The following is a 24692-nucleotide window of genomic DNA, read 5'->3' on the forward strand; positions in this document are numbered from 1 at the left end:
CCCAATTTAACTCAAAAAAATGCCCGAGTTTTAGACAAATCAAGCCAATTAAATTATCAGGTTCACGATAGCAAAATAACATCTTTTCGAGCTGTATTGCCCAAATAGACGTGTAAAATCTCATCAAAAATTGCAGTCAAAACTTGCTGAACCTTAATCTCAGTCACTCAATGAAAATCAGGAGATTGAGAATCAGATTCTTCTTCCTGTATAGACTCGGACTGCATATCGAGTGTACTTTGTTCAGTATTCAATTGATTAGTAGCAGCAATGGCTAAACTGATAAATAAAATGCCACTGACTAAAACCGCCAGGGGAAAACGTCGAGTCAGCCATAAATCTCGACGAATTCTCGCCCAAGGATGACTCTGACGGCGTAACATCTGCCCAACAGCCCACTTTTGTAGACAGAAAGGATCACGAACAAAATGGCCACTATTGCTAATCACAAAATGAGTATGACAATGGGGACAAGTGAACAGTCCACCAAACACCCCCATTGAGGAGACAATGCTTGTATGATGACAAATCGGACAAGTAACAGAGTATGTATTGAAGGTATCAGCGTTCATAGAATAAATGACTCAAAATGACTCAGGTAGACAAAACTGACGACCCCTTGCAAGCAAAAGTAACAACTCTCGTAGAAGCATCAGCGATGCGGCACAATGTTGCTCTCTATCTCTAGTCTAACTCTCCTGCTATTTCCATCAACCTCGAAAATACGGATTTTTTCGGTAAAAAAGATACAATCAGTCAACATCCCTAAAAAAGAAGCAGATCGAGTCTGACAAAAACCGAATCTTTTCATCACAACTGCTCTTTTTTGTCAACCGACTTAAGACTGTCTTAATTTTCAATCGGTAATTTGTTCATTGTGCCAGGTTTGCAATTCTTTTAATCCGGTCGTGTGAGTGAGATTGTATTGCAGGGGAGTCATAGTAATGTAATTTTGGCGTAAAGCCTGCACATCTGTTGGTAAATCATCATTAATCAAAGTCTTTTGAGGATCTTCGACCTCTTCTAAGACTTCTCCGGCTAACCAATAGTAAGTTTTCCCTCTGGGGTCAACGCGCTTTTCAAAAATATCAATATAGCGACGAATTCCTTGACGAGCGATCATCACACCCAGAATATCTTCTTCAGGCACCGCCGGAATGTTAACATTAAGCAGCATAACCTGAGATAAAGGACATTTTTCCAACTGTTTGAGCAAACGTTCCGCAAAACGAACAGACGCTTGAAACTGACGCGCCGAATAACTCCCCAGACTCAAAGCAATACTGGGAATGCCTTCAATCATCCCTTCCATCGCCGCAGAAACCGTACCCGAGTAGATAACATCCGTTCCCAAATTCGGGCCGTGGTTCACCCCAGCCAGAACAAAATCCGGGCGAGTATCGAGTAACCCAAACAAAGCCAACTTCACACAGTCCGCCGGAGTTCCCGAACAAGCCCAAGCCTTCACCTGGGGATGAAAAACCGATTCCACCTTCTCCGCCCGAATGGGTTGATGAAGCGTCAAACCATGACCTGTAGCCGATCGTTCTTGATCGGGACAAACCACCTTGACCTCGTGGCCGACTTCTGCGAGATGATTAGCAAGGCTACGAATTCCTTGGGCAAAAATGCCGTCATCATTACTGATTAACAGTTTCATGGATGCAATTTCTGATTATCGTGTAGGTGCAGGGCAGAAGATAGTAAGCGTCTTTAGTCTATAGTCTATATTGCGCGATATTCAATCTGCACGGCTAACTTTGCTTTAAACTTCCAAGTTGTATAGTAAACATTCCCGATATGACTACAGAAATTGACGCCCAACTCCAAGAACTGCGCCAAAATGCCCAAAGCGAGATTACCGCTTGCCAAAGCCTCGATCAACTCGAACAGTTACGAATTAACTACTTTGGCAAAAAAGGTCAACTCTCCCAAGTGCTTGGGGCAATGGGAAAACTCGATCCGAGTGAACGTCCCCGTATTGGTGCGATCACAAATGAAGTCAAACAAGCCATCCAAACCGACTTAGACGATAAACGCACTGCCCTACAAGCCGCCCAACTCGAAGCCCGACTGAAAAGCGAAAGCCTCGATGTCACCATGCCGGGAATTTATCGCCCCCAAGGTCAAATACACCCCCTCAACGGCATCATTGATCGCGCCCTCGATATTTTTGTCGGTTTGGGCTATACCGTCGCCACAGGGCCGGATATGGAAAGCGATTATTACAACTTTGCCGCGTTGAATATGCCTGCCGATCATCCGGCCCGAGATATGCAGGATACCTTCTATTTACCGGATGGGAACTTACTGCGAACCCATACTTCTCCGGTACAAATTCGCTACATGGAACAACAAAAACCCCCTTTACGGGTTATAGTACCGGGTCGGGTTTATCGGCGCGATACCGTTGATGCAACTCATGCGGCAGTGTTTCATCAAATCGAACTCCTAGCAGTTGATGAAGGATTGCGCTTTAGCGACCTCAAAGGGACAATTAAAGAGTTCCTGCGTCAGATGTTTGGGGATTTACCGATTCGCTTCCGGGCGAGTTATTTCCCCTTCACCGAACCCTCAGCCGAAGTAGACTTACAATGGCAAGGCAAATGGTTAGAAGTTTTGGGTTGTGGCATGGTTGATCCGAATGTGTTTAAAGCCGTTGGCTATGATTCGGAGAAATATACCGGATTTGCCGCCGGATTTGGGGTCGAACGCTTTGCGATGGTTTTACATCAGCTTGATGATATTCGCCGGGTCTATGCCAGTGATTTACGCTTTTTGCGACAATTTTAATCAATTTTCAAGTGTGTGGGTTGTGTGAGGAGTTGAACGAGAATAAATATGTTGTCTTATGAGTCTCGGTGGATACCCTGGCTGGGTAGTTTGTTAATCGTTGCGATCGCCATACCCTATCGGGCGATCGCCAATGAAAAAGCAGTTCCGTCTAAATTTTCCCCCTCTGAAGGCAGCGCTGAAACGACATCCGATCTGTGTCGTCAGGTGTTTGAACCTCAAGGCTTGGCGGTTCGCGCTCGACCTACTCCTAATTCTCCCCGAGTCGGGGGGGTTCGCCATAAAGATGAAGTCACCCTGGTTCGCAATTATCAAGGCATTCGGGGGCCTGATGGTCGAACTTGGATCGAAATTACCTATCCGATGCGGGGATTTATCTCCAATGGTTATCCGGGAGGACGCAGTAACTTAATGCTATGTTCGGATGATGTGATTTCTCAGCCGCCTCAACAACCTGCTTCTCTATGTCGTCGCATCGATCGCTTCGCTGCACCCAGAGGCGTGGCGGTTCGATCAAAACCCTCTAGTTCGGCGTCTCGTGTGGGAGGAATCGCTTCGGGCCAGGAAGTCTACCTCGTCGAAGGTTATAAACTGATTCGAGATCCGAATAATGAACCTCGCAATTGGGTCGAAATTGCCGAACCGTTAGCAGGTTTTATCTCCGCCAATACCCTAATTATGTGCCGATAATCAACAGTTATCAGTCAACAGTAACCAAGTTTCAGGGAACAGTTGATAGCTAATAACTGTAAACTGAAATAACTGGTTACTGTTCACTGTCTACTTAATGCCAATCCGAATTTCTGAACAAAAAGAAGCTTGGCTAAAACCATTGGTATGCTTGAAAATGCTGGTTCGCAGTCGCAAATTGGGCATCAGATACCATAACCGTTCTTCAACATAAAAGTTATCGGTTTCTGTAATCAAAACTAAAACTTCATCCTCTCCTAAAAAATAACTCCCTTTGAAGGCATGGTCATCATAACCTGGTCTTTTTTGTAAAAATTGACCTTCATGGGGTGAATCAGAGTCAATCAAGGGAACTAACATTGTTGAACCCGTCTGGCTTTGAGAGTCGCCCTCTACAGTTCCCTCCCAAGCCAGTTGTAATCCCCCCCAAGCCATTGTCGGATCAACTTGGTGATGTTCGCACAGTTGAGTAATGCTAGGTTCATTTTGAGGCAAAAGCGTAATCGTCAGGTTGGATTTACCTGCTTGCAATTGTCCAGAGGATAAGTTGTGAATAGTACGTTGAGAAAACCACTTACCCGCAGAAAGTTCAAGGAATTCTGAAATATCCATCAAGCTTGTTTATGTTTCTGGTCTAATTTGACATACTCCCCATTTCTAAAGAAAGGGGATTCTTAGCTATTGCTAATTCTTGGTTCATCAACACCACTTATTAAGTCGGATGTCTCCTGATTAACAGAGGTGGAAGTCTCCCCAAGCGTTTCCTCGAACGAGGCAGTTTCCGAATGCCCTTCGGTACTGTTATACTCAGCCCCTAAAATGCTCATGCCCTTCTTGAAAATATTCAGTGCCGCATTAGTATCCCGACAAATTTCTGTCTGACATTTAGGGCATTTGTGAGTCCGGGTGCTGAGTGATTTCTTCACCCGAAAACCACAGTTAGAACAATCGGCAGAGGTGAAGTTTGGACTAACAGAAATCACCGCTTTATCCCAAATTTTTCCAAAATAGTCTAACCATTGAGTGAATTGATACCAACCTGCATCGGAAATCGACTTAGCTAAATGATGGTTCTTTACCATGTTTTGTATCTTGAGGTCTTCATATACCACAACATCGTGATTATGTCACTACGCACCGAGCCAGTTTTACAGCCCAGTCTTTGCGTTGGCGTTGAACCTTCAAATGTGCTTTTCCAAGTCTAATTCTTGCTTTCTGGTAGTTTTTTGATTGGGGCTTTTTACCCTTAAAAAACTTCCTAGATAGTCGTCTCTGTAGCTTTTTAATTCGCTTTTCAGATGACCTTAAATACTTGGGATAGATGGCTGCATTGTCGTTAGTGTCTTTGTAGAAATAGTTTAAACCCAAGTCTAAACCGACTACTTTTCCGGTATAGTTTCCCGGTTCAGACCGATTAGCATTAAAGCAGAATTGTGCATAATACCCATCGGCTCGTCTGACTACTCTCACTCGATTGATCTTCAATGTAAACAAATCCCTTCTAACATCTGAGTTGCAGAATAAAGAAAATTCACCTGCTTTAAACCCATCTGTGAAATTAATTGATTTACAGTCAGTTGACAGTTTCCAGCCAGTAGTCTTGTACTCAACTGAGCGACAATGTTTCTTGAATTGAGGGTAGCCTTTTATCGACGCTCCCTCACGGCAACGACGATAGAAGCTAGATATTGAATTCCAAGCTCTTTCACCAGAAGCTTGACGTGCCATTGAGTTAAGTTTATTAGCAAAAGGGAATTCTTTCGCCAACTCTTTACAGAGGCGAGAAATGCGAGATTTATCCACATCCCGTTCATCTCGCCATAGTCTAACTGCCTTGTTTCTGATGAATTGAGCAGTTCTTATGGCATCATCAAGTCTTGAGTATTGAGACTTGGAACCGTTTAATAACTTAGCTTCTCGTACAATCATGGTATAATTTTGCCACACAACTCCCCGTATAACAATATCAATTGTTCGCTATCCATCCCCATGCCTAAAGGCTGGGGCTTTCCGCTCAACTTCGGTAAATCTGAGCGGCTAATCTTCTCAGTGTAGCAGTCGGAGGTGATCACAACAGAATTGTTTCAATTTGAAGACCCACAACTGCGATCGCGTCCCGTCGCCTTGGCTCGATACAACGCTTCATCTGCCGCACCAATCAGGATAGGAATTGATAAACTCGTATTGGGGATAACCGTCGCAACCCCCAAACTAAGCGTCACGCAGCCATAAACGGACTCAGCGTGAGAAATACCCAAGGCCCTCACCCGCACTCGAATTTCCTCCGCCACTCGCAGCGCCCCTTCTAAGGGAGTAGCGGGTAAAATCACAGCAAATTCTTCTCCTCCGTAACGAGCGACTAAATCGGCTGGACGTTTGACTCCCGCTTTGATCGCTTGGGCGACTTGGTGCAAACAATGATCTCCGGCTTGATGTCCGTAGGTGTCATTGTAGAGTTTAAAACTATCAATATCACATAAAATTAGCGACAGTTGATCTTGCGATCGCATTAACCTAGTCCATTCTTTTTCTAACACCCGATCAAAACAATGACGGTTCGCAATTTGAGTTAAACTATCACGAGCAGCTAAACGTTCTAATTCTTGATTAGCGGTTTCTAGTTGTTGATAAAGTTCCCCTTGATGAATGGCGATCGCGGCTTGAGCGGATAATTCACTCAAAAGCTTAATTTCATGTTGTTCCCAATGTCTAATATCCCGACAATGATGAGCAATCATCAATCCCCATAATTTATCTTGATAAACAATCGGAACCACCAAATTAGCCTTAACGGCGTAGCGTTCCAGGAGTTCGATATGGCAAGGGTTCAAATCAGCTTCCTTAATATTATCAATGGCTCTAATTCTTCCCTGACGATAATATTTAACATAGCTTTCTCTAAAACAAGGATCATCAATTTCATCCTCTAAGCTAGCTGGATAACCGGGTACAACCGACTCAACTACAACGGTTCCATTCCACTGAGCATCAAAGCGGTACAAAATCACCCGATCTGTTTCCAAAAGCTCTCGTACTTCTTGAGCCGTTGTATTAAGAATATCATTGAGATTGAGAGAATTGCGAATTTTCTGTCCGATTTCCATGACGAGTCTTTCTCGAATGGCTTGCTGTTTAAGTTCTTCTTTCAAATGAGCATATTCAAGAATTTTTTCAGCCAGTGTTTGTTGATCTATGGCTACCGTTTGAGCTAAAGGTTCGGGTGTAGAAACTGGAGTTCCGCTCAAAGGAATAATCGGGCTATTCGTTGTACATAATCTAGAATAAATCGGTGTCAGAGGTTGAGATTTCATCAACAATTTAATGATTCCTTCTGCCGATAAAGGATGACTAATCAGATAACCTTGAGCCTGATTACAACCAATAGATTGCAAAAATTCTAACTGTTGTCGGGTTTCCACTCCCTTCGCTAAAACATTAAATTCCAGAGCATTCCCTAAATTGACAAGAGCCTGTAAAATAGCACCTTGCTTCGGATCACTCATTAAATCTTCGACAAAAGACGAATCTATTTTTAAAGTTTGAATCGGTAAATGTTTGAGATAAATGAGAGAACAATAACCTCGACCAAAATTATCAATTGCAATCTGAATTCCGGCTTGCCGCAATTGCTTGAGTCGAATCATTGATCTTTCAATATCGCCCATAAGAGCAGTTTCTGTAATTTCAAGTTCCAGATATTTAGGTTCCATCTGGGCTTGTTGAAGGGTACTGATCAACACATCAACTAAATCCTCTTGTTGAAACTGATTCACAGAGAGATTGACACTAATTTTTGCAGGGGATAATCCTGTTAGTTGCCAAATGCGTTGTTGAGTGCAAGCCGTTTGTAAAACCCAAGCCCCAATAGCTTTGAGTTCGTTCATGTGTTCGGCGACTGGAAGAAAGTGATGAGGATATATCACCCCAAAGCGAGGATGATACCAACGAATTAAAGCTTCTAAACCGCTTAGTTTTCCTGTTGAGAGTTCGATTTGGGGCTGGTAGTGAATGGCAAACTCCTCTTGTTTTAATGCTTTCTGTAAGTCCATTTCTAGTGTCAGATGAACTGCATTGGTTGTTGCACTCTCAGGTGTATAGAGTTTGTAGGTGTTTTTGCCATATTGTTTGGCTTGATCTAGGGCAATTTCTGCGTGTTTGAGGAGTGTTGCTGCACTTTCTCCGTCGTAGGGTGCCAAAGCCACGCCGATACTGCCGTTGAGGTAAATAGCTTGAGTGTGAATGTACAATGGCTCTCGAAAGATGTCAAGCAAGCTTTGACACAGGGTTATCGTGTCATCGGCATAAGCCACCTGAGAAAAGATTAATGCAAATCCATCCCCATGCCAACGAGCCAGCAGGGTATTATTCAGTTGGAGTTGTTCTAGGCGACTTTGCAAACGAACAGCAACTTCTTGTAAGAAACTATCTCCGACTTGATATCCAAAAGATTCATTAATGGTTTTAAACTGATCTAAGCCTAAAACTGCTACTGCAACCATATTGCCGTTGTGCAGAACATCAATTAATGCTAGTGTTAGTTGTTGTTCTAAGACAATCCGATTGGGGAGTTTGGTGACTCGATCATAGGAGGCTTGATTCTCGATCAGATGAGTCAGTTGGCGTTGCGTAAAGCCAACATAAAGGTGTAGACTCAGCGATTGTCCTAATTTGAGTTCGTTAGGTTGCCAAATGGGAGCTTGTCGCCGTATTTCTCGCCAAGTTTCAAAGGAGCGTCGAGTGATTTGATTGCGTGGATCGGTGTTATGGTAGCCTGCCCACAGGATTTCGATTTCTCGTTGTGTTCTAAACAAGGTGAGATAACCGATTTCTTGCTGACGAGATCCCAGAGGAATGATCAGTAATGAGTGAATGGAAGTATTTGCAAATGCTTCCGTTAGGGGTTGCAAATGGGGATGTTTGGAAAACTCTAGAACTGTAAAAATACAGGGCTTGTTGTTTCCGATGGAATGACTCTCATCAACATTTTTAAACGGTGTGGAATCGGGTTTGGGCTTAATGGGTTGAGTGTTTTGCTGGATCAAATCTTGCCAACTTGAACTGTTTTCGAGTTCGGCTAGGCTCGGTTGTTCGCCACAGGTGTATAATTTGGGGGATTGACCAGTGAGATCCTCTGTGAAATAAACACGTCCTCCATCGCCTTTTAAGATCTTGATGCTTTCTTCAAGAACAGTTTGCCAGGTTTGATGTTCGTCAAGGTTTTCAGCGAAAATTTTGTTGATGCGAGCGATCGCTTTTTCTTGTTGTTGTTGTTGTTCGGCTTGGGCTATCAATGTAGCTTGGGCAATTGCCAGGGAAACTTGTTTACTTAAGAGTTCTACTGTTTGCAGTTCGGGTTCGCTAAAGCGTCGCGGTTCCGCATGATGAATGATCAATAACCCCCACAATTGTTCCCAGTGAAAAATGGGAATAGCCAAGGATGATAAAACTCCCATTCCGACTAAATATTGGAGATGACATTCATCGACTGGAGCATAGCGAATCTCAGTATTTAATCGATTCGGTTCACTTAATTGTGAGTTGGCGGAGTCGAGGATTTTTCGTTTGGCTGAGACATCTATGATAATTCGTTGATGGGCTTTATTGAATTGAGCGCGAGCAACAGAGGGAATATCTTGGGCTGAAAAATGCAAGCCGAGCAGTGAGGGTAATTGTTCTAATTTAACAGATTCAGCAATAACAACACCGCTTCCCTCTATTTGAAATTGATAAATTTTGACTCGATCTACGTTGAGAAAATCACGAGTTTCTTTGACAATTAGATTCAGTTTTTCTTGAAAAGAAAGATGATTGTTTTTCCAGTCTGCTAGTTGGAATAAAAACGGTTTTTGATAATTTTTTTTCTTTTTCATTCTGATGAAATTTAAAATGGGTTGATTAAAACTTACGAATAACAATGGAGTTTATCAATCAAATAGAAGTTTTTATTGGATTTAAAATGGCTCAAGATTTCACACAACTTATACATTGATTGAAAATCAATTGTTGAATTCTATGATTGTCAGTTTTCTCTTATGCTAACTCAATTAGATGTTTGATTCGATGGAGATCCGTATAAATTTGGAATTAACCTGAACGTTGAGTCACAGCAATCTCTGACCCACGTCCCTACCCCAAAAGATGGAGCAGAGGGTACAGATTCAGATAAACTGTGGATTGGTTAAACTCCTATGGAGAACACTGGAAGTGGCAATCGAAATCGGTCAGAAAGTCAAGGTACGCCGCATTAGAGATCGGATGCCTGCAAATGTTGTTAGTAAACTCAAACAAAATCCTTTCGGCATAGTCGAAGGCTACAAAATGGTTGATGGGAGCGGAGTTGGCTTCATGGTCAAACTTGATGGCAACCTATCGACGTGGTTCTTTGAAGATGAACTAGAGGTTGCGCCTTAACTCCCGGTAAGGCTTGGGTACTGGAGTCGGTGGCTATGACAGAGCAAGAACTTACACAAAAACCCGGTTTCTGTACCCGTTTTTTGTTTCTCGTCAGGTGCCTCCCCGACTTCAACCCTCTATCCGGGTGACTGCGGCGAAGGTGTCGAAAACAGTAAAAAACATACGCTAAGATTTCAAAGTGCAGTTAAACCGAAAAGATTTCAGGGATTTTAGCAGTAGGTAAAGAGTAAATGGCTTTAATACTAACCTTTTTGGGTAAAGGTGGAACCGGACGAACCACAATGGCAGTCGCAACCGCTAAACGGTTGGCACAGCAGGGAAAGCGAGTTCTACTTGCAACTCAAGACAACAGTCCAGCCCTTAGCCTGCTTCTAGGCGAAACGGTCGGTTCTCAACCGACTGAAGTCGCACCAAGTCTAAAAGCAACTTATCTCAAAAGTGCTGAATTATTAGAACAAAGTTGGGAAGAACTCAAAACCTTAGAAGCCCAATATGTTCGCACTCCCTTTTTTAAAAATGTTTACGGTCAGGAACTCGGGGTACTGCCCGGAATGGATAGTGCGTTGGCTTTAAATGCTCTTCGACAATACGAGGGCAGTAGAGAATACGACGTGATTATCTATGATGGGGTTGCAAGCCAAGAAACCCTGAGAATGCTGGGAATGCCAGAGGTTTTAAGCTGGTATGTGCGTCGGTTTCGTCAGGTTTTTGTGGAGTCGGACTTTTGGAAAGCTGTTTCTCCTTTTGCTCAACCCGTTAGCAGTGCGGTGTTGAGTGTGGATTTATCGGCAAATAATTTTGATCAACCGACCAATCAGGTTAATAATATTCTAGAAGAGGGAAAAGCAGCCGTTGCTGACCCAAATCGAGTTGTGGCTTATTTGGTGACAACACCTGATCCGATTGCGATCGCGACGGCTCGTTACCTCTGGGGAAGCGCTCAACAAGTCTGTTTAACGGTGGGTGGGGTGATTCTCAATCAAGCCAATTTAACGGATGAAATTACTCAAATCTTTTTAACGGATGAAATTACTCAAGCCTTTGACCCGCTCAAGGTGGATTCTGTACCGCAACTCTCAAGTCAAGACTGGCAACCCTTGATGTCAGCTTTACCGGACTTTAGCCAAGCCAGTTCAGCCCCTCGGTCGATCACCATAGACGTGGCTAAACGACAAGTGAGCCTATTTTTCCCCGGTTTTGATAAAAAACAAATTAAACTCACTCAATACGGCCCTGAAGTCACCATAGAAGCCGGAGACCAGCGCAGAAATATTTTTCTCCCTGACCCCCTACGGGGAAAACCTGTGACCGGAGCCAAGTTTCAAAACAATTACTTGATCATTTCTTTCTAAGGGAATAGGCAATCTTGCAATCTTGCAAAAAGACTTTTAACTGGTCACTGGTCACTGGTCACTGATAACTGGTAACTGGTAACTGGTCACTGATAACTGGTCACTGGTAACTGGTCACTGGTCACTGATAACTGGTCACTGATAACTGGTCACTGGTAACTGGTCACTGGTAACTGGTCACTGATAACTGTAAAAACTCCTCCCAACTTTCACTGATTATGTCTGATACACCAACTTCTGAAGTTCGCGAGAACTCAAACCCAAATCCAGATAGGAGTGCCAAAACTCGGCAACTCTTGGGTATGAAGGGGGCAGCCCCTGGAGAAAAGTCCATCTGGAAAATTCGTCTGCAACTGATGAAGCCGATCACCTGGATTCCTTTAATCTGGGGTGTGGTTTGTGGGGCAGCTTCTTCGGGAAACTATACTTGGACTGTGGAAGATTTTTTGATTGCAGCCGCTTGTATGCTGCTAGCTGGGCCGTTGATGGCTGGCTACACTCAGACTTTGAATGATTTTTATGATCGCGATTTAGATGCGATTAATGAACCCTACAGACCGATTCCTTCGGGCGCGATTTCGATTCCTCAAGTGGTAACGCAAATTTTGATTTTGCTAACCTTGGGGGTGGCTTTGTCCTATGGGTTGGATGTTTGGGCTGAACATGAATTCCCAACGATTACAATTCTATGTTTGGGTGGAGCGTTTTTATCCTACATTTATTCGGCTCCTCCCTTGAAGCTGAAAAAGAATGGTTGGTTAGGAAATTATGCCTTGGGAGCGAGTTATATTGCTTTACCTTGGTGGACGGGTCATGCTTTGTTTGGGGAGTTGAATACGACGATAGTGGTTTTGACCCTGTTCTACAGTTTAGCGGGGCTAGGAATTGCCATCGTTAATGATTTTAAGAGTGTAGAAGGCGATCGCCAACTGGGTTTACAATCGTTGCCTGTGATGTTTGGCGTGGGTGTAGCCGCTTGGATTTGTGTGTTGATGATTGATATCTTTCAGGCGGGTGTGGCGGTTTATCTGATCAGCATCCAGCAAAACCTGTATGCCACTATTGTGCTACTGTTGGTGATTCCTCAGATTACATTTCAGGATATGTATTTCCTACGCAATCCTTTGGAAAATGATGTGAAATATCAAGCCAGCGCCCAACCATTCTTAGTCTTGGGAATGTTAGTTGTAGGTTTGGCACTCGGTCACGCCGCCTAATCTTTTGAATAGACCCAATTTGAAAAGGTTGATTTTCAACCTCATAACAGATATCCTAAGCGGAAATACAGAAAAAGCGATTGACTGAGTATCTGTCTTTCCCTCTTGAGATATCCGTTTCCAACGAATTTTGGGAGCAGACCAGTGATGAAATTGCCTCGGGATACGGACAATCAATTTAAGCCGATGGGCAGCCCGGTTGATTCGGGTGACAAACGAACTGAGTCTAGAGATGCGCCAAAGCAAGTCGTAGGGGCAATTCATGAGCCTCTACAGGGTGGAGTGCAACTTCCGACTCTCTCACAACAGGAGCATTATACTGCCATGATTGCAGAAGGAATGAACTCGCAAAATCCTTCGACTTCGACTTCAGAAAGGTTCGAGTCGGACTCAGACAGGCAAGAAACCGATGCCAGTTCTCCGTTGTTACCCCAAGAATATCCTTTAGAGGAAACTTCTGAACTGGATGAGGACTCTGAGAATGGAGATCTTGAATCTCAAGAGGATCAAGACAATGACTCCAAGGCTACCCGTTGGTATGGTCGTGCTTGGGTTTGGGTCAGGTCGAAAATTCCCACAACCTCAGAAGGTAAAACTCCTTGGTATCGGCGGACGAGTGTTTGGGTGGGGATTGGTGTGGTGACGGTGGGCGGGGGATCTATTGGTTATGGCAGTTGGAAGTTTTATCAGCTTTACCAAAATTTGCCCGAGGTGACTGATCTTTCAACCTACAATCGGGATGAGACTTTAACCATTAAAGCCGCAGATGGCACGATTTTGATGCAGCGTGGCCCCGCAACTCGGGAACAGGTGAAGTTAGAGGAGATTCCCGAGCAGTTGGTAAAAGCGTTTGTCGCAACTGAAGATCGTCGCTTTTACGAACACACAGGGGTTGACTACCAAGGTATTGTTAGGGCTTTTGGCTCGAACTTGTTGGCGGGTGGTGTGGTAGAAGGGGGAAGTACGATCACCCAGCAATTGGCGAGGATGGTTTTTCTCGATCAAGAACACAGTGTTTGGCGGAAGCTGCGGGAGGCTCTACTGGCTCAGAAAATGGAGCGACAGATGAGCAAGGCAGAAATTCTGGAGCGTTATTTGAATTTAGTTTATCTGGGTTCGGGTGCTTATGGGGTGGCAGATGCTGCTCAGGTGTACTTTAGCAAGCCTGTTCAAAGGCTGACGCTCTCAGAAATAGCGACTTTAGCGGGTTTGCCTCCGGCTCCGAGTCAGTATTCTCCTTTGGTTGATGTGGAGGCTGCTAAACAACGCCGTAATGTGGTGTTGCAACGAATGCAAGATGCAGAGTTTCTAACACCAGAACGAGCCGAACAGGTGAAAGAACAAGCCTTAGCGGTTCAGCCGAGTTCGCCAAAACGTTTACAAGTCCGCGCTCCTTATTTTGCCAGCTACATTGAGAAGGAGTTGCCGAAATATATCTCCCCAGAAGCGATCGAGATAGGCGGATTGACGATTGAAACGAGTGTCAATCTCAAGTGGCAGGAAATTGCCCAAAAAGTGGTTAAAGAAGCGGTAGAACTTGATGGGGCTTCTCAAGGCTTTGATCAGGCGGCTTTAGTGGCGATTGATCCTCGCACGGGTGAGGTGAAGGCGTTGGTCGGCGGATCGAGTTATGCTGAAAGTGAATTTAATCGCGCTACTCAAGCTCAACGTCAGCCCGGATCGACGTTTAAAGGCTTGGTTTATGCGACGGCGATCGCCGCCGGATTTTCTCCCTATGATAGCTACCAAGATGAACCTTACCGAGTCGATGGCTATCGACCGATGAATTATGGCAATCGTCACTCGAATAATTGGCGTTCGATGGTTGATGCGCTCAGTAGTTCGGTGAATGTGGTGGCGGTGAAAGTCTTGGTTGATGTGGGTTTTGAACCTGCGATCAAAATGGCGAAGGATATGGGTATTCACTCGAAGTTACTACCGACTTATTCTCTGGCGTTGGGGGCTTATGAGGTGAATTTACTCGAGTTGACGAATGCTTACGGAACTCTGGCGGCTGAGGGGAATCATGTTCCGGTTCATGGCATTCGCCGCGTGATTAACCAAAAGGGTGAAACGATTTATCAAGCAGATTTTAAACCAAAACGAGTTTTAGATAAAGGTAGCGCTGCCATCACGACTTGGATGTTAGAAGGGGTTGTTCAAGGGGGAACGGGAAGTTCGGCTTCTTTGTATGATCGATCAGTGGCTGGAAAAACGGGAACTTCTGAGGAGGCGAGAGATCTGTGGTTCATTGGTTATATTCCTCAGATGGCGACGGGAGTTTGGTTGGGCAATGATGACAACCAACCGACTTGGGGAACCAGTGAAACCGCAGCTTACAACTGGCGCCAGTTTATGAAACAGGTGGTTGAGGATATTCCGGTTGAGGATTTTCCAAAATTACCGGAGTTGGAGGGTCGCAAGGGTAGTATTAAGGCTAAACCCCATCAACCGAACCAGATCCAAACGGGTAGTGCGGCGGTCAAACAAGATGATCCAGATTACCATCGCCACTTCTCAAATAGTCAGAATAATTCTGACTACAACTATAACAATGACTACAACTATAACAATGACTACAACTATAACAATGACTACAACTCCAATTACTACGATGATGGGAGTTCAGGTTATGAGAGCTATTAGAGATTCAGTCATTACCTGTTTTTTCACTGTACGCGCTAAGATTTTAGAAAAGGCAATCCTCGATTTGATTTGATTGATAAGGAGACTTTAAGTTGTCATGGATGAACTAAAGCCAATTTTTGAAGGATTGATCCAACAGCCCATTGCATTTGTCGGTGGGTTTGTCTCTGGTATTCTCAAGTTGAATTTGTCTGATGATCCGGTGAAAACCTGGTTAGAAAAGGAGGGAGCTTCTGTATCGGACACTTCCTCAACGACTTCTGTGAGCAATGGGAATAAGGGGCCGCAATCTATTACGATTGAGTAGAATTTTTTAGAGATATTTTAGCAAGCCTGTGACTTCAAAGCAGGCTTCTTTTCTGCACTATTTTCACAGTTCTAATGGTGCTATGATGCCGAGTTTTTCTTGTAAAATAAATTTTAAGATAGATTGGGTGATTAAGATTAATCCGAGTCTGGCTTGCGATCGCTGTGGGGTTTCGAGTTTGACTTCTCCCCAAATTTGACACTGACTGTAGAAGGCTTGAAAGGCTTGAGAAAGGAGATTAGCCTTGTTTTTCCAGAATCGTTGATCGGATGATGTGCAGCAAGCGTCTAAACTGGTGAGCAGATGCCAGATTAACTGACGTTCATCACGATGACTAAGTTGCAGTTTTCCCTCTGGATCAAGCCAGGGAATAGGACTAGGTTTGACGAATAACCAAAGCAGTGAAGTTGTTTGGGATGTTGCTTGAGTTAAGGTTATGATCCGATCGCGATCGGCTAACCGCAGTAAAGAACAGCAACGAGCATGACTGTATTGTACAGCAAATAATTTTTGATGGTTATTTTCGGGGATAATAACTTTTGAGGAAACCGGGAAACTCGATTCAGCTAAAGGGGTTTGAGTCATTTGTTGTAAACAAGTTGCGACTCGATGATCTGTTAATTGAAATTCTATCATTCCCGACGGAATGACCTGAATGCCAATGTCTCCGCACTTGCTTTTGAGTGAAAAACCGCGCAGCATTTCAGTGGCGATGTCTGTAGGCTGTTGAGCGATCATGGTAGCGAGTTTCAAGGCGATCGCTGATTGATATCGTATCGGCCAAGAGTCTTTAATCGGATGAATGGGAATATCCTGAGGGTCTAGGTGAATTCCTTGACTTTGGATGTGCTGGTGCAGCTTGTTAACCAAAAAACATTGAATTGCTGGGACTTCCATACAATTTATGTGATGATGCCTCAAAAAAGAAACAAGATCCTGACCCCAGATTCCGGAACTCAGACCCAATCGGGTGTAGGTTTGTGTACCCCATCTCTGTGAAAAACCGTCTATAGAATTTAATGGGAAATCCCGCAGATGATGTGTTTTTTGCTACATTAGTACAAGAGACCCGATTGAGATCAGCAATATCTCAAGTGTAGCTTCCTCCCTGTTCTGTTTTGAGTGCCAAGTTTAACCCTCAGCTTGTTCAAGAAGCCCAATCAGCTTCTGAAAATTGTCCTTGAACTCTCCCCCTTATCTTGCTATGCAGTCAACCCCTGTATCGTCTGAAACTACCAATCGACCTTTTTTAACCTGGCAGCGTATTATTGACTGGGCGCAGGAACATTATCGCTGTCGCAACTTTAATAAGGATGAACGAATTCCAGCCCGCCCGGGTTTGCTTTATCTCGTCCAACGAGGATCGGTGCGATTAGTTGGTAGCGCTCAACTGGGAACCTCTGCTCATCAATCTGAGGCTAAAGTCTCTCGTCGCGCTTTAGATGAGGCGTTTCTGGGTTTTGTCGGCGCAGGTCAACCGTTTGAGTTGGTCGCCCAGTCGCCTTTTTCACTACAAGCTTATGCCCATACGGATGATACTAATGTTCTGTGGATGTACTGGGAAGATCTGGATAATTGGCCGCACTTTCGCCGGGAAGTTTTAGATGCGTTCCGATATCAACATCAGCGAAAGTTGTTATGGTTAAGTACCTTGGGTCAGCGTCGAACGATTGACCGACTCTTAGGGTTTTTGACGCTTTTAATTGAAGAATACGGGGAATACTACGTTAGTGAGAGTGAAGAACATTCGTTTCGAGGTTACTGTTTGCCCTGGCCCTTAACTCACTCTCAAATTGGCAGTGCTATTGGTTCAACCCGTGTAACGGTGACGCGGTTGATGGGGAAATTGCGTACTTCTGGGTTAATTTACACCCAAGACGATAATTTAATCTGTTTACCTGCGCCAAGTGAGAAAGAACAGTCAGTTTAGAAGCGATGCTGTCAACCGCTCAAATCATTCAGCTTTCTGGAAGAGAACTTCTAGGACTTCAGGGGTATCTCATGCTGATCAGAAGATTTTATCATTTAACTTGGCAAAGATCTTTTGTCAAGCTTTTGGTTTGATATTGTTCTGCTTTATAAAACTGATATAACGCGGTATAAACCGTGTTAACGTTTATTTCCTCTCTTGCAAAGTTCCTTCTCGAGCGGTTTCCGCCAAGATCGGACTTTGCGCTCTAACACTCAAAGATCAGACTCTCGAATAGATGAAACCTCTCAAAACATCCATTTACTACCCCAGCAACGAAATTGAAAACAGAAAAAGTGCCTGGGAGTCTGGCCGTGTTTCGACCCCAAGCACTTCTTCTACAGACCTCACTCCTCACACTGATACTAATATACACGATAATCTCAGCTTGTCAAGAAATAAGTTCTGAAATCTAAATAGTCGCTGCGGGCTGAGGCTGGAACTGGAACATTGAATAAATCACATTCCGGCGAATGTCAGTCATCATGTCAAGGAACTGTTCGTAGCCTTCGCGTTTATACTCAATCAAAGGGTCTTTTTGCCCGTAGCCGCGTAATCCGACTGATTCGCGTAACGCATCCATCTGTTGGAGGTGTTCGCGCCAAAGGGTGTCTATTTGCTGCAAAATAAAGAACCGTTCAGCTTCTCGCATCAAACCCGATTTGATTTGATTGACTTGGGCTTCTTTAATGTCGTAAGCGTTGCGTAGCTGTTCGTGTAAGAAGGTCTTAATCTCATCAACGTTAAGATCAGCCAGTTGGTCTGCATTCAAGTCTGACAGCAAATAAACGAACTCTTTGACCTTACTGACGACATTTTCCACATCCCACTCTTCAGAAGGCAGATCAGGGTTAATGTAAGCATCAACGATATCATTCATCGTTTGTTCGCCGTACTTAATTACCTGTTCTTTCAAGTCCTGACCTTCCAACACCCGCCGCCGTTCCGCGTAGATAGCCCGACGTTGGTTATTCATCACCTCGTCATACTCAAACACCTGCTTACGGATATCGTAATAGTAGGTTTCCACCTTTTTCTGAGCATTTTCGAGCGATCGCGTAAGTATTCCCGACTCAATGGGCATATCCTCATCAACGCGGAAAGCATCCATCAAACCCGCAACGCGATCACCGCCAAAAATCCGCAGGAGGTTATCCTGCAAACTCAGGAAGAACCGAGTAGAACCCGGATCGCCTTGTCGTCCTGCCCGTCCCCGCAGTTGGTTATCAATACGCCGAGACTCGTGACGTTCAGTTCCGATCACGTGTAACCCCCCGAGTTCAACGACTTCATCGTGTTCACGATCGGTAAAGCTTTCGTATTCTGCAACCAGAGTCTTGTATACTTGCCGCAAGCGTTGAATCACCGGATCTGTGGTCGGCGCTTTTTCTGAGGCAATGGCAAGTTTATCTTCAGCCAACAATTCAGGTAGACTTCGTTCTCCATATTGAGATACGGCAAATTCCACCGCCTCTTTCAATTGTTGCTCAGTGTCTCGAGAGAGTTGAGTCGGAAAAATTTGCGGGGCGACTTTCCAAGATTTGCCTTTTTTGAGATCACCGCCAAAGCCCTGACCACCACTTCCACCGCCTCCAGAAAATACCCGCTTGATTTGCAATTCTCGTTCATCTTCAGGCTTAACAATGCGAGGCATAAAATATTCCCGCATTTTCAGTCGCGCCATGAAGTCAGCATTTCCCCCCAAGATAATATCCGTTCCGCGACCCGCCATGTTAGTGGAAATAGTCACAGCCCCTTTGCGTCCAGCTTGGGCGATAATTTCCGATTCCCGTTCAACGTTTTCCGGTTTAGCGTTGAGGAGATTATAGGGAATACGACGCTCTGCCAGCAAGCGAGAAAGCAACTCCGATTTTTCCACACTGGTGGTACCGACTAATACCGGACGACCAATTTCGTGCATTTTGGCACATTCTTCGGCGATCGCAGACCATTTTCCGCTTTCAGTTTTGTAAACGACATCGGATAAATCAACCCGACCTGTGACTCGGTTTGTCGGTACAATCGTGACTTGTAGGTTATAAATTTTCTCAAATTCAACTTCTTCGGTTTTAGCGGTTCCCGTCATCCCGGATAATTTGGGATAAAGCAGGAAGAAGTTTTGATAGGTAATGGTTGCCAGGGTTTGAGTTTCCGGCTGAATATCAACGCCTTCTTTTGCTTCAATCGCTTGATGCAACCCATCACTCCAACGACGTCCCGGCATCACCCGTCCGGTAAATTCATCAACGATCACCACTTCATCCTCACGGACAATGTAGTTTACATCTTTGATAAAAAGCTCTTTGGCTTTAACCGCGTTAAATACAAAATGCGCCCAAGGATCGTTAGGATCGTATAAATCTTTAACCCCAAGCAGTTCTTCTGCTTTAGCAAAGCCTTCATCTCCTAAAAGAACGTTACGGGCTTTTTCATCCACCTCGTAATGTTCTTCGGGTTGGAGTGTTCTGGCCACTTGAGCGGCGCGAATGTATTTTTGGCTGGGACGTTCGACTTGACCGGAAATAATCAAAGGAGTCCGGGCTTCATCAATCAGAACCGAGTCTACTTCATCAATGATGCAGAAATTAAAAGGACGCTGAACTACATCATCCATCGAGGTTGCCATATTATCGCGGAGATAATCAAAGCCCACCTCGCTGTTGGTTGCATAGGTGATATCGCAGCCATAATTTCTCTGGCGTTCATCTGGACTCATGCCCTGCTGAATTAATCCAACGCTCAACCCCAGAAAGCGATGAACTTGACCCATCCATTCTGCATCTCGTCGAGCGAGATAATCGTTAACGGTAATAATATGAACCCCATGACCGGATAGTGCATTGAGATAGGCGGGTAGGGTAGCGACCAGGGTTTTTCCCTCCCCGGTTTTCATCTCGGCAATTTCGCCTTTATGAAGCATCATCCCACCCAACAGTTGCACGTCGAAATGACGCATTCCCAAGACTCGCAGTGCCGCTTCTCGGGTGACTGCAAAGGCTTGAGGAAGAATTTCGTCTAAGATTTGCTCCCGCTCGTCACGCGATTTTGCTTTTGCTAGAATTTCTCTAAACTCTCCGGTTTTTGCCGTCAATTCCTCATCGGAGAGTGCGTGAATTTCTTCTTCTAAAACATTTATATCCGTTACGATCGGTTGATATTTCTTGAGTTTGCGAGCGTTTGGATCGCCCAGCAGAGCTTTCAGCATGGCAACAACAGGACCTTTACACCGACGAGAACTTATTGCTTATTGTAGCAATCGATGCCTCAAAGCTGGATCTTTAAATGGGTGAACCTTTACAATTGGTCTGTGATAGCGCCCAATTTTAGCTGCTAATCCTCTAATTTTCGAGGGCATGAAAAGAGCTGAGACTGATTCTCTCAAGGTGAATCAGCCCACTCTGAAGTTAAGTTTCGGAAGTTATACTCCGAGGCTGACGGATGACAGATCGAGCAATTATTAACGGAAATCGGTTGAGAAAATTCGACTCGCGGATGAATCGCCTTGAAAAAGCGTGATCGTTCCACCCGGAAGGGGAGTTGTTCTTCTTGGAGGTTGAGGGGACGCGAGAAGGTTTGTAGGTAGTTCCAAATCAGCAGACGGGGTGGATCGACAAGGGGGGGGAGTTGACGTCCGTAGTGTTGGCTATCTTGTAGGATTTGTCTCCAAGTTTGGGAAGGTAAGACTTGAGGCGGTAGGGCGATGTGACAGCCAGAACAGTTTTCCAGGTAGAGTTGTTGTCCGAGTTCAAACCGAGGGGGAAGCTGTTCAATTGTAGCGATTTGATTCGAGGCGATCGCGGTAGGCGGCTGACTTTGTGGCGATAGTTGCGTTGAACTCCAAGCGACCAAGTGACCGAAGAAGGAAAATATTGCGATCGCAAAGATTAGTACCCGCAAGGAACGACTTCTAAGCCTGGGAAAATGGGGTCTAAAATCGGACATAGGCAGTGGTTGAGATCATTTGATCGATAAGATGAACCATGACTAGGTAATTTTCAGCAGCATTCCTTCTCGGGCGACGATTCCTTCGGGGAAAACAGCTTGAACATCGGCTTCTACCTGATCGAGAAAGTCATCACTGTGAGAGGGGTCATGTTGATACATGACGATTTTTTTAACTCCGGCTTTTTTAGCCACTTCTACTCCTACTTCCCAGGTTGAATGTCCCCAGCCAATTTTGGGATATTTAGGGTGGTAGTATTCCTCGTTGGTGTAGGTAGCATCATAGATCAGGAGATCAGCGTCGCGAGCCAGGTGTAAAACGTTATCATCCAATCGATCTGGAAAATGTTCGGTGTCAGTACAGTAGACTACGGTCTGTCCCTGCCAGGTAACGCGATACCCCGTAGCCACGTTCGGGTGATTCAACGGTGCGGTCTCGATCTTGATATCATCGAGTGATACAATGTCTCCGGGAACGATATCATAAAATTTCATCTCCGATTGCATGACGTGCATGGGAACCGGAAAGTTCGGATGAACCATCTGATCGGCGAGTCTTTGTTTGATGGTGCTACCATCGGGAGCAATCGCGCCGTAAATATGAAAGCGATTAATCGGGATAAAAGCAGGCACGAAGAAGGGAAAGCCCTGGATGTGATCCCAGTGGGTATGAGAGAAGAACATATAGGCTTCGAGGGGCATTTCTTTGAGCAAGCTCATACCCAGGACTCGCAGACCTGTCCCCCCATCAAAAATCAGCAGTTTTTTCCCTAAGCGCATTTCCACACAGGAGGTATTGCCACCATAGCGAACGGTCTGACTGCCTGGAGTGGGAACTGTTCCTCTTACTCCCCAAAACTGCACATAAAAATCGGTTGAGGGGTTGGTCTCCATCTGGGCCTGTTCGGAAGGCTGTTGACTCTGAGCAGGTGGATCAGAAACTGACGACATCGTTGTGGTATTCAACCTTAAACGTTGGACTAAAAATGTAAGACATCAAGCCTCATCGAGTGCGCTGATGAGGACTGCTCTATCAAGGATTAGACAACTGCACCGCTGTAAGTAGCGTTATTCAAGACTCTATCTCTTCTAACCAGTCTTATTTTAGCCCCGAACCTCAAGAATTCGGTTTTTTTCATCTACAAAAACCACTTTAGGACTGTGGGTTTTGATTTCTTCGGGAGTCAACTGTCCGTAGGACATAACTATCACCCGATCGCCTGTCATCCCCAAGCGAGCCGCAGCACCGTTGAGTTCTACGGCTCCTGAGCCTGGGGGTGCAGGAATTACATAGGTGATCAGACGCTCCCCATTGGCAAGATTAACAACTTGAACTTGCTCATGGACGACAATACCTGCGGCTTCCAGTAGATTTTGGTCGATACTAATGCTACCAACATACTCTAGATTGGCTGCCGTGAGTTTGCAGTTATGAATTTTTGCCAAGAGGAGCGTTCGGTACATGGTTCTACCTCAAGCGATCACCGCTATTAATGTTCTGCATCGGAGTCCCGGCCTTTTGCATCTCCGGCGGCGATACACTGTTCTACTAAAGGGCTAACATGATCAACATCTTTCCAGCCCAGAATTTCGGTGACTTTTTTTTCTAGATTCTTATACGATCTGAAAAATTCAGCGATTTCATCTAAGCGATGAGGAGCAATATCATTAAGCGACTTCACTTGCTTATAGCGAGGATCTTTGTGAGGAACACAAAGAATTTTTTCGTCGCGATCGCCACCATCTATCATTTCTAACATACCAATGGGTCTAGCTGCGATCACACATCCGGGGAAGGTGGGCTGATCCATTAGCACCATACCATCTAGGGGATCTCCGTCATCGGCTAAAGTATTGGGAACAAAGCCGTAATCATAGGGGTACTGTACGGAGGAAAACAGCACGCGATCAAGGGCGAAGGCTTGCAAGTCTTTGTCATACTCGTACTTATTCTTACTTCCGGCGGGAATTTCGATGAGTACATTAATCAGTCCCGGCTCTGGCTGGGGTGGAATGCGCGATAAGTCCACTGATCGTTCTCCAAGCTATTTTTTTAGGGAGGAGTTGCATCGGCCTGTTGAGCGACCAACAGGTTGTGATTGATCATCCTCCATTTAGCATTCTAGGAGCGATCGCGCTCTCGAGCCAAGCCTGAAATTGATAATCGAGACGATGAGGCTGTTTCTAAAGGCGAAAAACCCTTTTTAAGCTGGGTTTTTCAGGGTTGAGAATTTTTGCTCAACGGAAATTTAGGAGATTTTGCTCGCACTCAGGAGGTTGCCACTAGGGTTGATTCGGGGTAAAACCTTGTATCGGGGGGTCTGGAGGAGTTGGCCAAGTTGTACCCTGACTGGGGGAATAGTGGGCAATGGCTAGCAGGGGTAGGGTTAGGGTTAGGAGTGCAATTACTGTTCCCACAAAATTCGCAAACCAGTCTGTAGAATGACTAGAGGCACTCGGAGGTTGACTATCGGATTCCATACAAAATGTCGTAAGCTTTGGAGCGTATTATGCTAACTATTACCTAGCGATTATAGCATGAAATTACTCAATTGCCTATCCTCCGGGAGATCGATCTTAGAGTTCTCTTGAGCTTGATAGGGGTGATCAAGTTCAGGGGAATTGAATCATTCTACCGATGGCGTAGAGAGGTTTATCTTTTTTAGAAATTAATTTAAACTTGATCAAATTGAAACGTTTTGATGGCATCATCATCGGGTGCCTGTGTGTTTTCTACTGCTATCTGTAATTCCCCTGTTAACGAGAAGTGTGATCAATTTTGCTGTAGATTTCTTGGACAATATCCAGCAGGGTTAAGACTTGTTGCCATTGGGGTAATTGAGGGTTGCTGCTGCTGGCTTGTTCGGCTTTGAGAAGGCTTTGTAATTGGTTGAGTAATTGTTCTGGAGAAGTCGGTGTTTCGTCTAGGTTCAAAGGCGGGTTGGTTGGGGGTTGGGGATCTGAGTCTTCTTCTTCCTCGTCAATGTTTTCGGGCAACTTTTCTTGAAGGTCTTGAGCGGTTTCTGCGAGCATCAATGCTCTTTGAGCGATGTTTTCCGGGGGTTTGGGATATTCGGATAAAGCGATGCGAGACAATTCAAGCAACAGTTGACGAACCTCTTCTAGCCATTGCTTTTGTTCCTGCCAGTTGAGGTGATGATTGAACTTAGCAGTATTTTGTTGAAGGATCTGTGCATTTTGTGCTAGGGGTAGTGCTTCTGTTGATACTCGCTCAGGAAGTCGAGGTAAATCAGAGAGTGAAGCTCGAGCGATTTCGATCAACAGATTGCGAACCTTCTCCAGCCATTCAACATCGGAAAAATGGGAACTCAGTTTAGTCATATCTCAAGCAGGCAGTCTCT

Annotated in this window: 20 protein-coding genes and 1 pseudogene; 8 read left to right on the forward strand and 13 right to left on the reverse strand. The window is 44.8% G+C overall.

Translation table 11 applies throughout. The features are described from left to right. Positions 1-167 precede the first annotated feature (167 nt). Together VB836_RS08035 and surE are read right to left on the reverse strand one after the other, a co-directional pair. Positions 168-572, reverse strand: a complete 405-nt coding sequence (locus VB836_RS08035; protein WP_046279426.1) for a hypothetical protein — start codon at positions 570-572, stop codon at positions 168-170. A 284-nt stretch (positions 573-856) separates the two neighbouring features. Beyond that, entirely contained in the window at positions 857-1660 is an 804-nt protein-coding gene (gene surE / locus VB836_RS08040) for a 5'/3'-nucleotidase SurE (protein WP_323218842.1), read from the reverse strand. A 140-nt stretch (positions 1661-1800) separates the two neighbouring features. On the opposite strand from surE, the gene pheS reads away from it, so the two are divergent. After that, complete coding sequence (pheS, locus tag VB836_RS08045; RefSeq protein WP_323218843.1) at positions 1801-2793, forward strand: phenylalanine--tRNA ligase subunit alpha; 993 nt, start codon at positions 1801-1803, stop codon at positions 2791-2793. A 48-nt stretch (positions 2794-2841) separates the two neighbouring features. Then, positions 2842-3483, forward strand: a complete 642-nt coding sequence (locus VB836_RS08050; RefSeq protein WP_046279423.1) for an SH3 domain-containing protein — start codon at positions 2842-2844, stop codon at positions 3481-3483. 90 nt (positions 3484-3573) lie between these two features. Here VB836_RS08050 and VB836_RS08055 read toward each other — a convergent pair whose 3' ends face one another. The 3 genes and pseudogenes from VB836_RS08055 to VB836_RS08065 all read right to left on the reverse strand — a co-directional run bounded on the left by VB836_RS08055 (position 3574) and on the right by VB836_RS08065 (position 9353). After that, a complete protein-coding gene (locus VB836_RS08055; protein ID WP_323218844.1) occupies positions 3574-4095 on the reverse strand; it encodes a phycobiliprotein lyase in 522 nt (173 codons plus the stop codon). A 62-nt stretch (positions 4096-4157) separates the two neighbouring features. Then, a pseudogene (locus tag VB836_RS08060) lies at positions 4158-5412 on the reverse strand (RNA-guided endonuclease InsQ/TnpB family protein). 155 nt (positions 5413-5567) lie between these two features. After that, positions 5568-9353, reverse strand: coding sequence for a diguanylate cyclase domain-containing protein (locus VB836_RS08065; protein ID WP_323218846.1), 3786 nt, complete (start codon positions 9351-9353; stop codon positions 5568-5570). A gap of 334 nt (positions 9354-9687) precedes the next feature. On the opposite strand from VB836_RS08065, the gene petP reads away from it, so the two are divergent. The 5 genes from petP to VB836_RS08090 all read left to right on the forward strand — a co-directional run bounded on the left by petP (position 9688) and on the right by VB836_RS08090 (position 15419). Continuing rightward, entirely contained in the window at positions 9688-9894 is a 207-nt protein-coding gene (gene petP / locus VB836_RS08070; protein ID WP_323218847.1) for a cytochrome b6f subunit PetP, read from the forward strand. A gap of 233 nt (positions 9895-10127) precedes the next feature. Next, positions 10128-11249, forward strand: coding sequence for a Get3/ArsA fold putative tail anchor-mediating ATPase NosAFP (locus VB836_RS08075; RefSeq protein ID WP_323218848.1), 1122 nt, complete (start codon positions 10128-10130; stop codon positions 11247-11249). Between the two features lie 218 nt (positions 11250-11467). Continuing rightward, positions 11468-12466, forward strand: coding sequence for a chlorophyll synthase ChlG (gene chlG, locus VB836_RS08080; RefSeq protein WP_323218849.1), 999 nt, complete (start codon positions 11468-11470; stop codon positions 12464-12466). A gap of 147 nt (positions 12467-12613) precedes the next feature. Continuing rightward, a complete protein-coding gene (locus VB836_RS08085; protein WP_323218850.1) occupies positions 12614-15112 on the forward strand; it encodes a transglycosylase domain-containing protein in 2499 nt (832 codons plus the stop codon). 97 nt (positions 15113-15209) lie between these two features. After that, positions 15210-15419 (forward strand): hypothetical protein, encoded by a 210-nt coding sequence (locus VB836_RS08090; protein WP_046279418.1) that lies wholly within the window; start codon positions 15210-15212, stop codon positions 15417-15419. A 63-nt stretch (positions 15420-15482) separates the two neighbouring features. On the opposite strand, the gene VB836_RS08095 is transcribed toward VB836_RS08090, so the two are convergent. Next, complete coding sequence (locus VB836_RS08095) at positions 15483-16316, reverse strand: DALR anticodon-binding domain-containing protein (RefSeq protein ID WP_046279417.1); 834 nt, start codon at positions 16314-16316, stop codon at positions 15483-15485. A gap of 307 nt (positions 16317-16623) precedes the next feature. On the opposite strand from VB836_RS08095, the gene VB836_RS08100 reads away from it, so the two are divergent. Next, the gene (locus VB836_RS08100; protein ID WP_046279416.1) at positions 16624-17349 is read left to right on the forward strand and encodes a Crp/Fnr family transcriptional regulator; all 726 of its coding nucleotides are present in this window, start codon (positions 16624-16626) and stop codon (positions 17347-17349) included. Between the two features lie 451 nt (positions 17350-17800). Here the strand turns inward: VB836_RS08100 and secA are convergent, their stop codons facing one another. The 7 genes from secA to VB836_RS08135 form a co-directional block, all read right to left on the reverse strand. After that, positions 17801-20593: a preprotein translocase subunit SecA gene (secA, locus tag VB836_RS08105; RefSeq protein ID WP_323218853.1), complete on the reverse strand. Its 2793-nt coding sequence runs from the start codon at positions 20591-20593 to the stop codon at positions 17801-17803. A 173-nt stretch (positions 20594-20766) separates the two neighbouring features. After that, a complete protein-coding gene (locus VB836_RS08110) occupies positions 20767-21330 on the reverse strand; it encodes a cytochrome C (protein WP_323218854.1) in 564 nt (187 codons plus the stop codon). A gap of 42 nt (positions 21331-21372) precedes the next feature. Then, complete coding sequence (locus tag VB836_RS08115) at positions 21373-22281, reverse strand: MBL fold metallo-hydrolase (protein WP_407659599.1); 909 nt, start codon at positions 22279-22281, stop codon at positions 21373-21375. A gap of 153 nt (positions 22282-22434) precedes the next feature. Further along, positions 22435-22794, reverse strand: a complete 360-nt coding sequence (panD, locus tag VB836_RS08120; RefSeq protein WP_323218855.1) for an aspartate 1-decarboxylase — start codon at positions 22792-22794, stop codon at positions 22435-22437. Between the two features lie 26 nt (positions 22795-22820). Then, positions 22821-23360, reverse strand: a complete 540-nt coding sequence (locus tag VB836_RS08125) for an inorganic diphosphatase (RefSeq protein WP_046280541.1) — start codon at positions 23358-23360, stop codon at positions 22821-22823. 253 nt (positions 23361-23613) lie between these two features. Then, entirely contained in the window at positions 23614-23811 is a 198-nt protein-coding gene (locus VB836_RS08130) for a hypothetical protein (protein ID WP_323218856.1), read from the reverse strand. 276 nt (positions 23812-24087) lie between these two features. Further along, a complete protein-coding gene (locus tag VB836_RS08135; protein WP_323218857.1) occupies positions 24088-24672 on the reverse strand; it encodes a hypothetical protein in 585 nt (194 codons plus the stop codon). Between the last annotated feature and the right edge of the window lie 20 nt (positions 24673-24692).

The sequence above is a fragment of the Limnoraphis robusta BA-68 BA1 genome (genome assembly GCF_034932365.1).
Classification (GTDB): Bacteria; Cyanobacteriota; Cyanobacteriia; order Cyanobacteriales; family Microcoleaceae; genus Capilliphycus; species Capilliphycus robustus.

Excerpts from the sequence above, each read along its gene's own strand:
- VB836_RS08035 (WP_046279426.1), bottom strand. The coding sequence starts at position 572 with ATGAACGCTGATACCTTCAATACATACTCTGTTACTTGTCCGATTTGT.
- surE (WP_323218842.1), bottom strand. The coding sequence starts at position 1,660 with ATGAAACTGTTAATCAGTAATGATGACGGCATTTTTGCCCAAGGAATT.
- pheS (WP_323218843.1), top strand. The coding sequence starts at position 1,801 with ATGACTACAGAAATTGACGCCCAACTCCAAGAACTGCGCCAAAATGCC.
- VB836_RS08050 (WP_046279423.1), top strand. The coding sequence starts at position 2,842 with ATGTTGTCTTATGAGTCTCGGTGGATACCCTGGCTGGGTAGTTTGTTA.
- VB836_RS08055 (WP_323218844.1), bottom strand. The coding sequence starts at position 4,095 with ATGGATATTTCAGAATTCCTTGAACTTTCTGCGGGTAAGTGGTTTTCT.
- VB836_RS08065 (WP_323218846.1), bottom strand. The coding sequence starts at position 9,353 with ATGAAAAAGAAAAAAAATTATCAAAAACCGTTTTTATTCCAACTAGCA.
- VB836_RS08075 (WP_323218848.1), top strand. The coding sequence starts at position 10,128 with ATGGCTTTAATACTAACCTTTTTGGGTAAAGGTGGAACCGGACGAACC.
- chlG (WP_323218849.1), top strand. The coding sequence starts at position 11,468 with ATGTCTGATACACCAACTTCTGAAGTTCGCGAGAACTCAAACCCAAAT.
- VB836_RS08085 (WP_323218850.1), top strand. The coding sequence starts at position 12,614 with ATGAAATTGCCTCGGGATACGGACAATCAATTTAAGCCGATGGGCAGC.
- VB836_RS08090 (WP_046279418.1), top strand. The coding sequence starts at position 15,210 with ATGGATGAACTAAAGCCAATTTTTGAAGGATTGATCCAACAGCCCATT.
- VB836_RS08095 (WP_046279417.1), bottom strand. The coding sequence starts at position 16,316 with ATGGAAGTCCCAGCAATTCAATGTTTTTTGGTTAACAAGCTGCACCAG.
- VB836_RS08100 (WP_046279416.1), top strand. The coding sequence starts at position 16,624 with ATGCAGTCAACCCCTGTATCGTCTGAAACTACCAATCGACCTTTTTTA.
- secA (WP_323218853.1), bottom strand. The coding sequence starts at position 20,593 with ATGCTGAAAGCTCTGCTGGGCGATCCAAACGCTCGCAAACTCAAGAAA.
- VB836_RS08110 (WP_323218854.1), bottom strand. The coding sequence starts at position 21,330 with ATGTCCGATTTTAGACCCCATTTTCCCAGGCTTAGAAGTCGTTCCTTG.
- VB836_RS08115 (WP_407659599.1), bottom strand. The coding sequence starts at position 22,281 with ATGTCGTCAGTTTCTGATCCACCTGCTCAGAGTCAACAGCCTTCCGAA.
- panD (WP_323218855.1), bottom strand. The coding sequence starts at position 22,794 with ATGTACCGAACGCTCCTCTTGGCAAAAATTCATAACTGCAAACTCACG.
- VB836_RS08130 (WP_323218856.1), bottom strand. The coding sequence starts at position 23,811 with ATGGAATCCGATAGTCAACCTCCGAGTGCCTCTAGTCATTCTACAGAC.
- VB836_RS08135 (WP_323218857.1), bottom strand. The coding sequence starts at position 24,672 with ATGACTAAACTGAGTTCCCATTTTTCCGATGTTGAATGGCTGGAGAAG.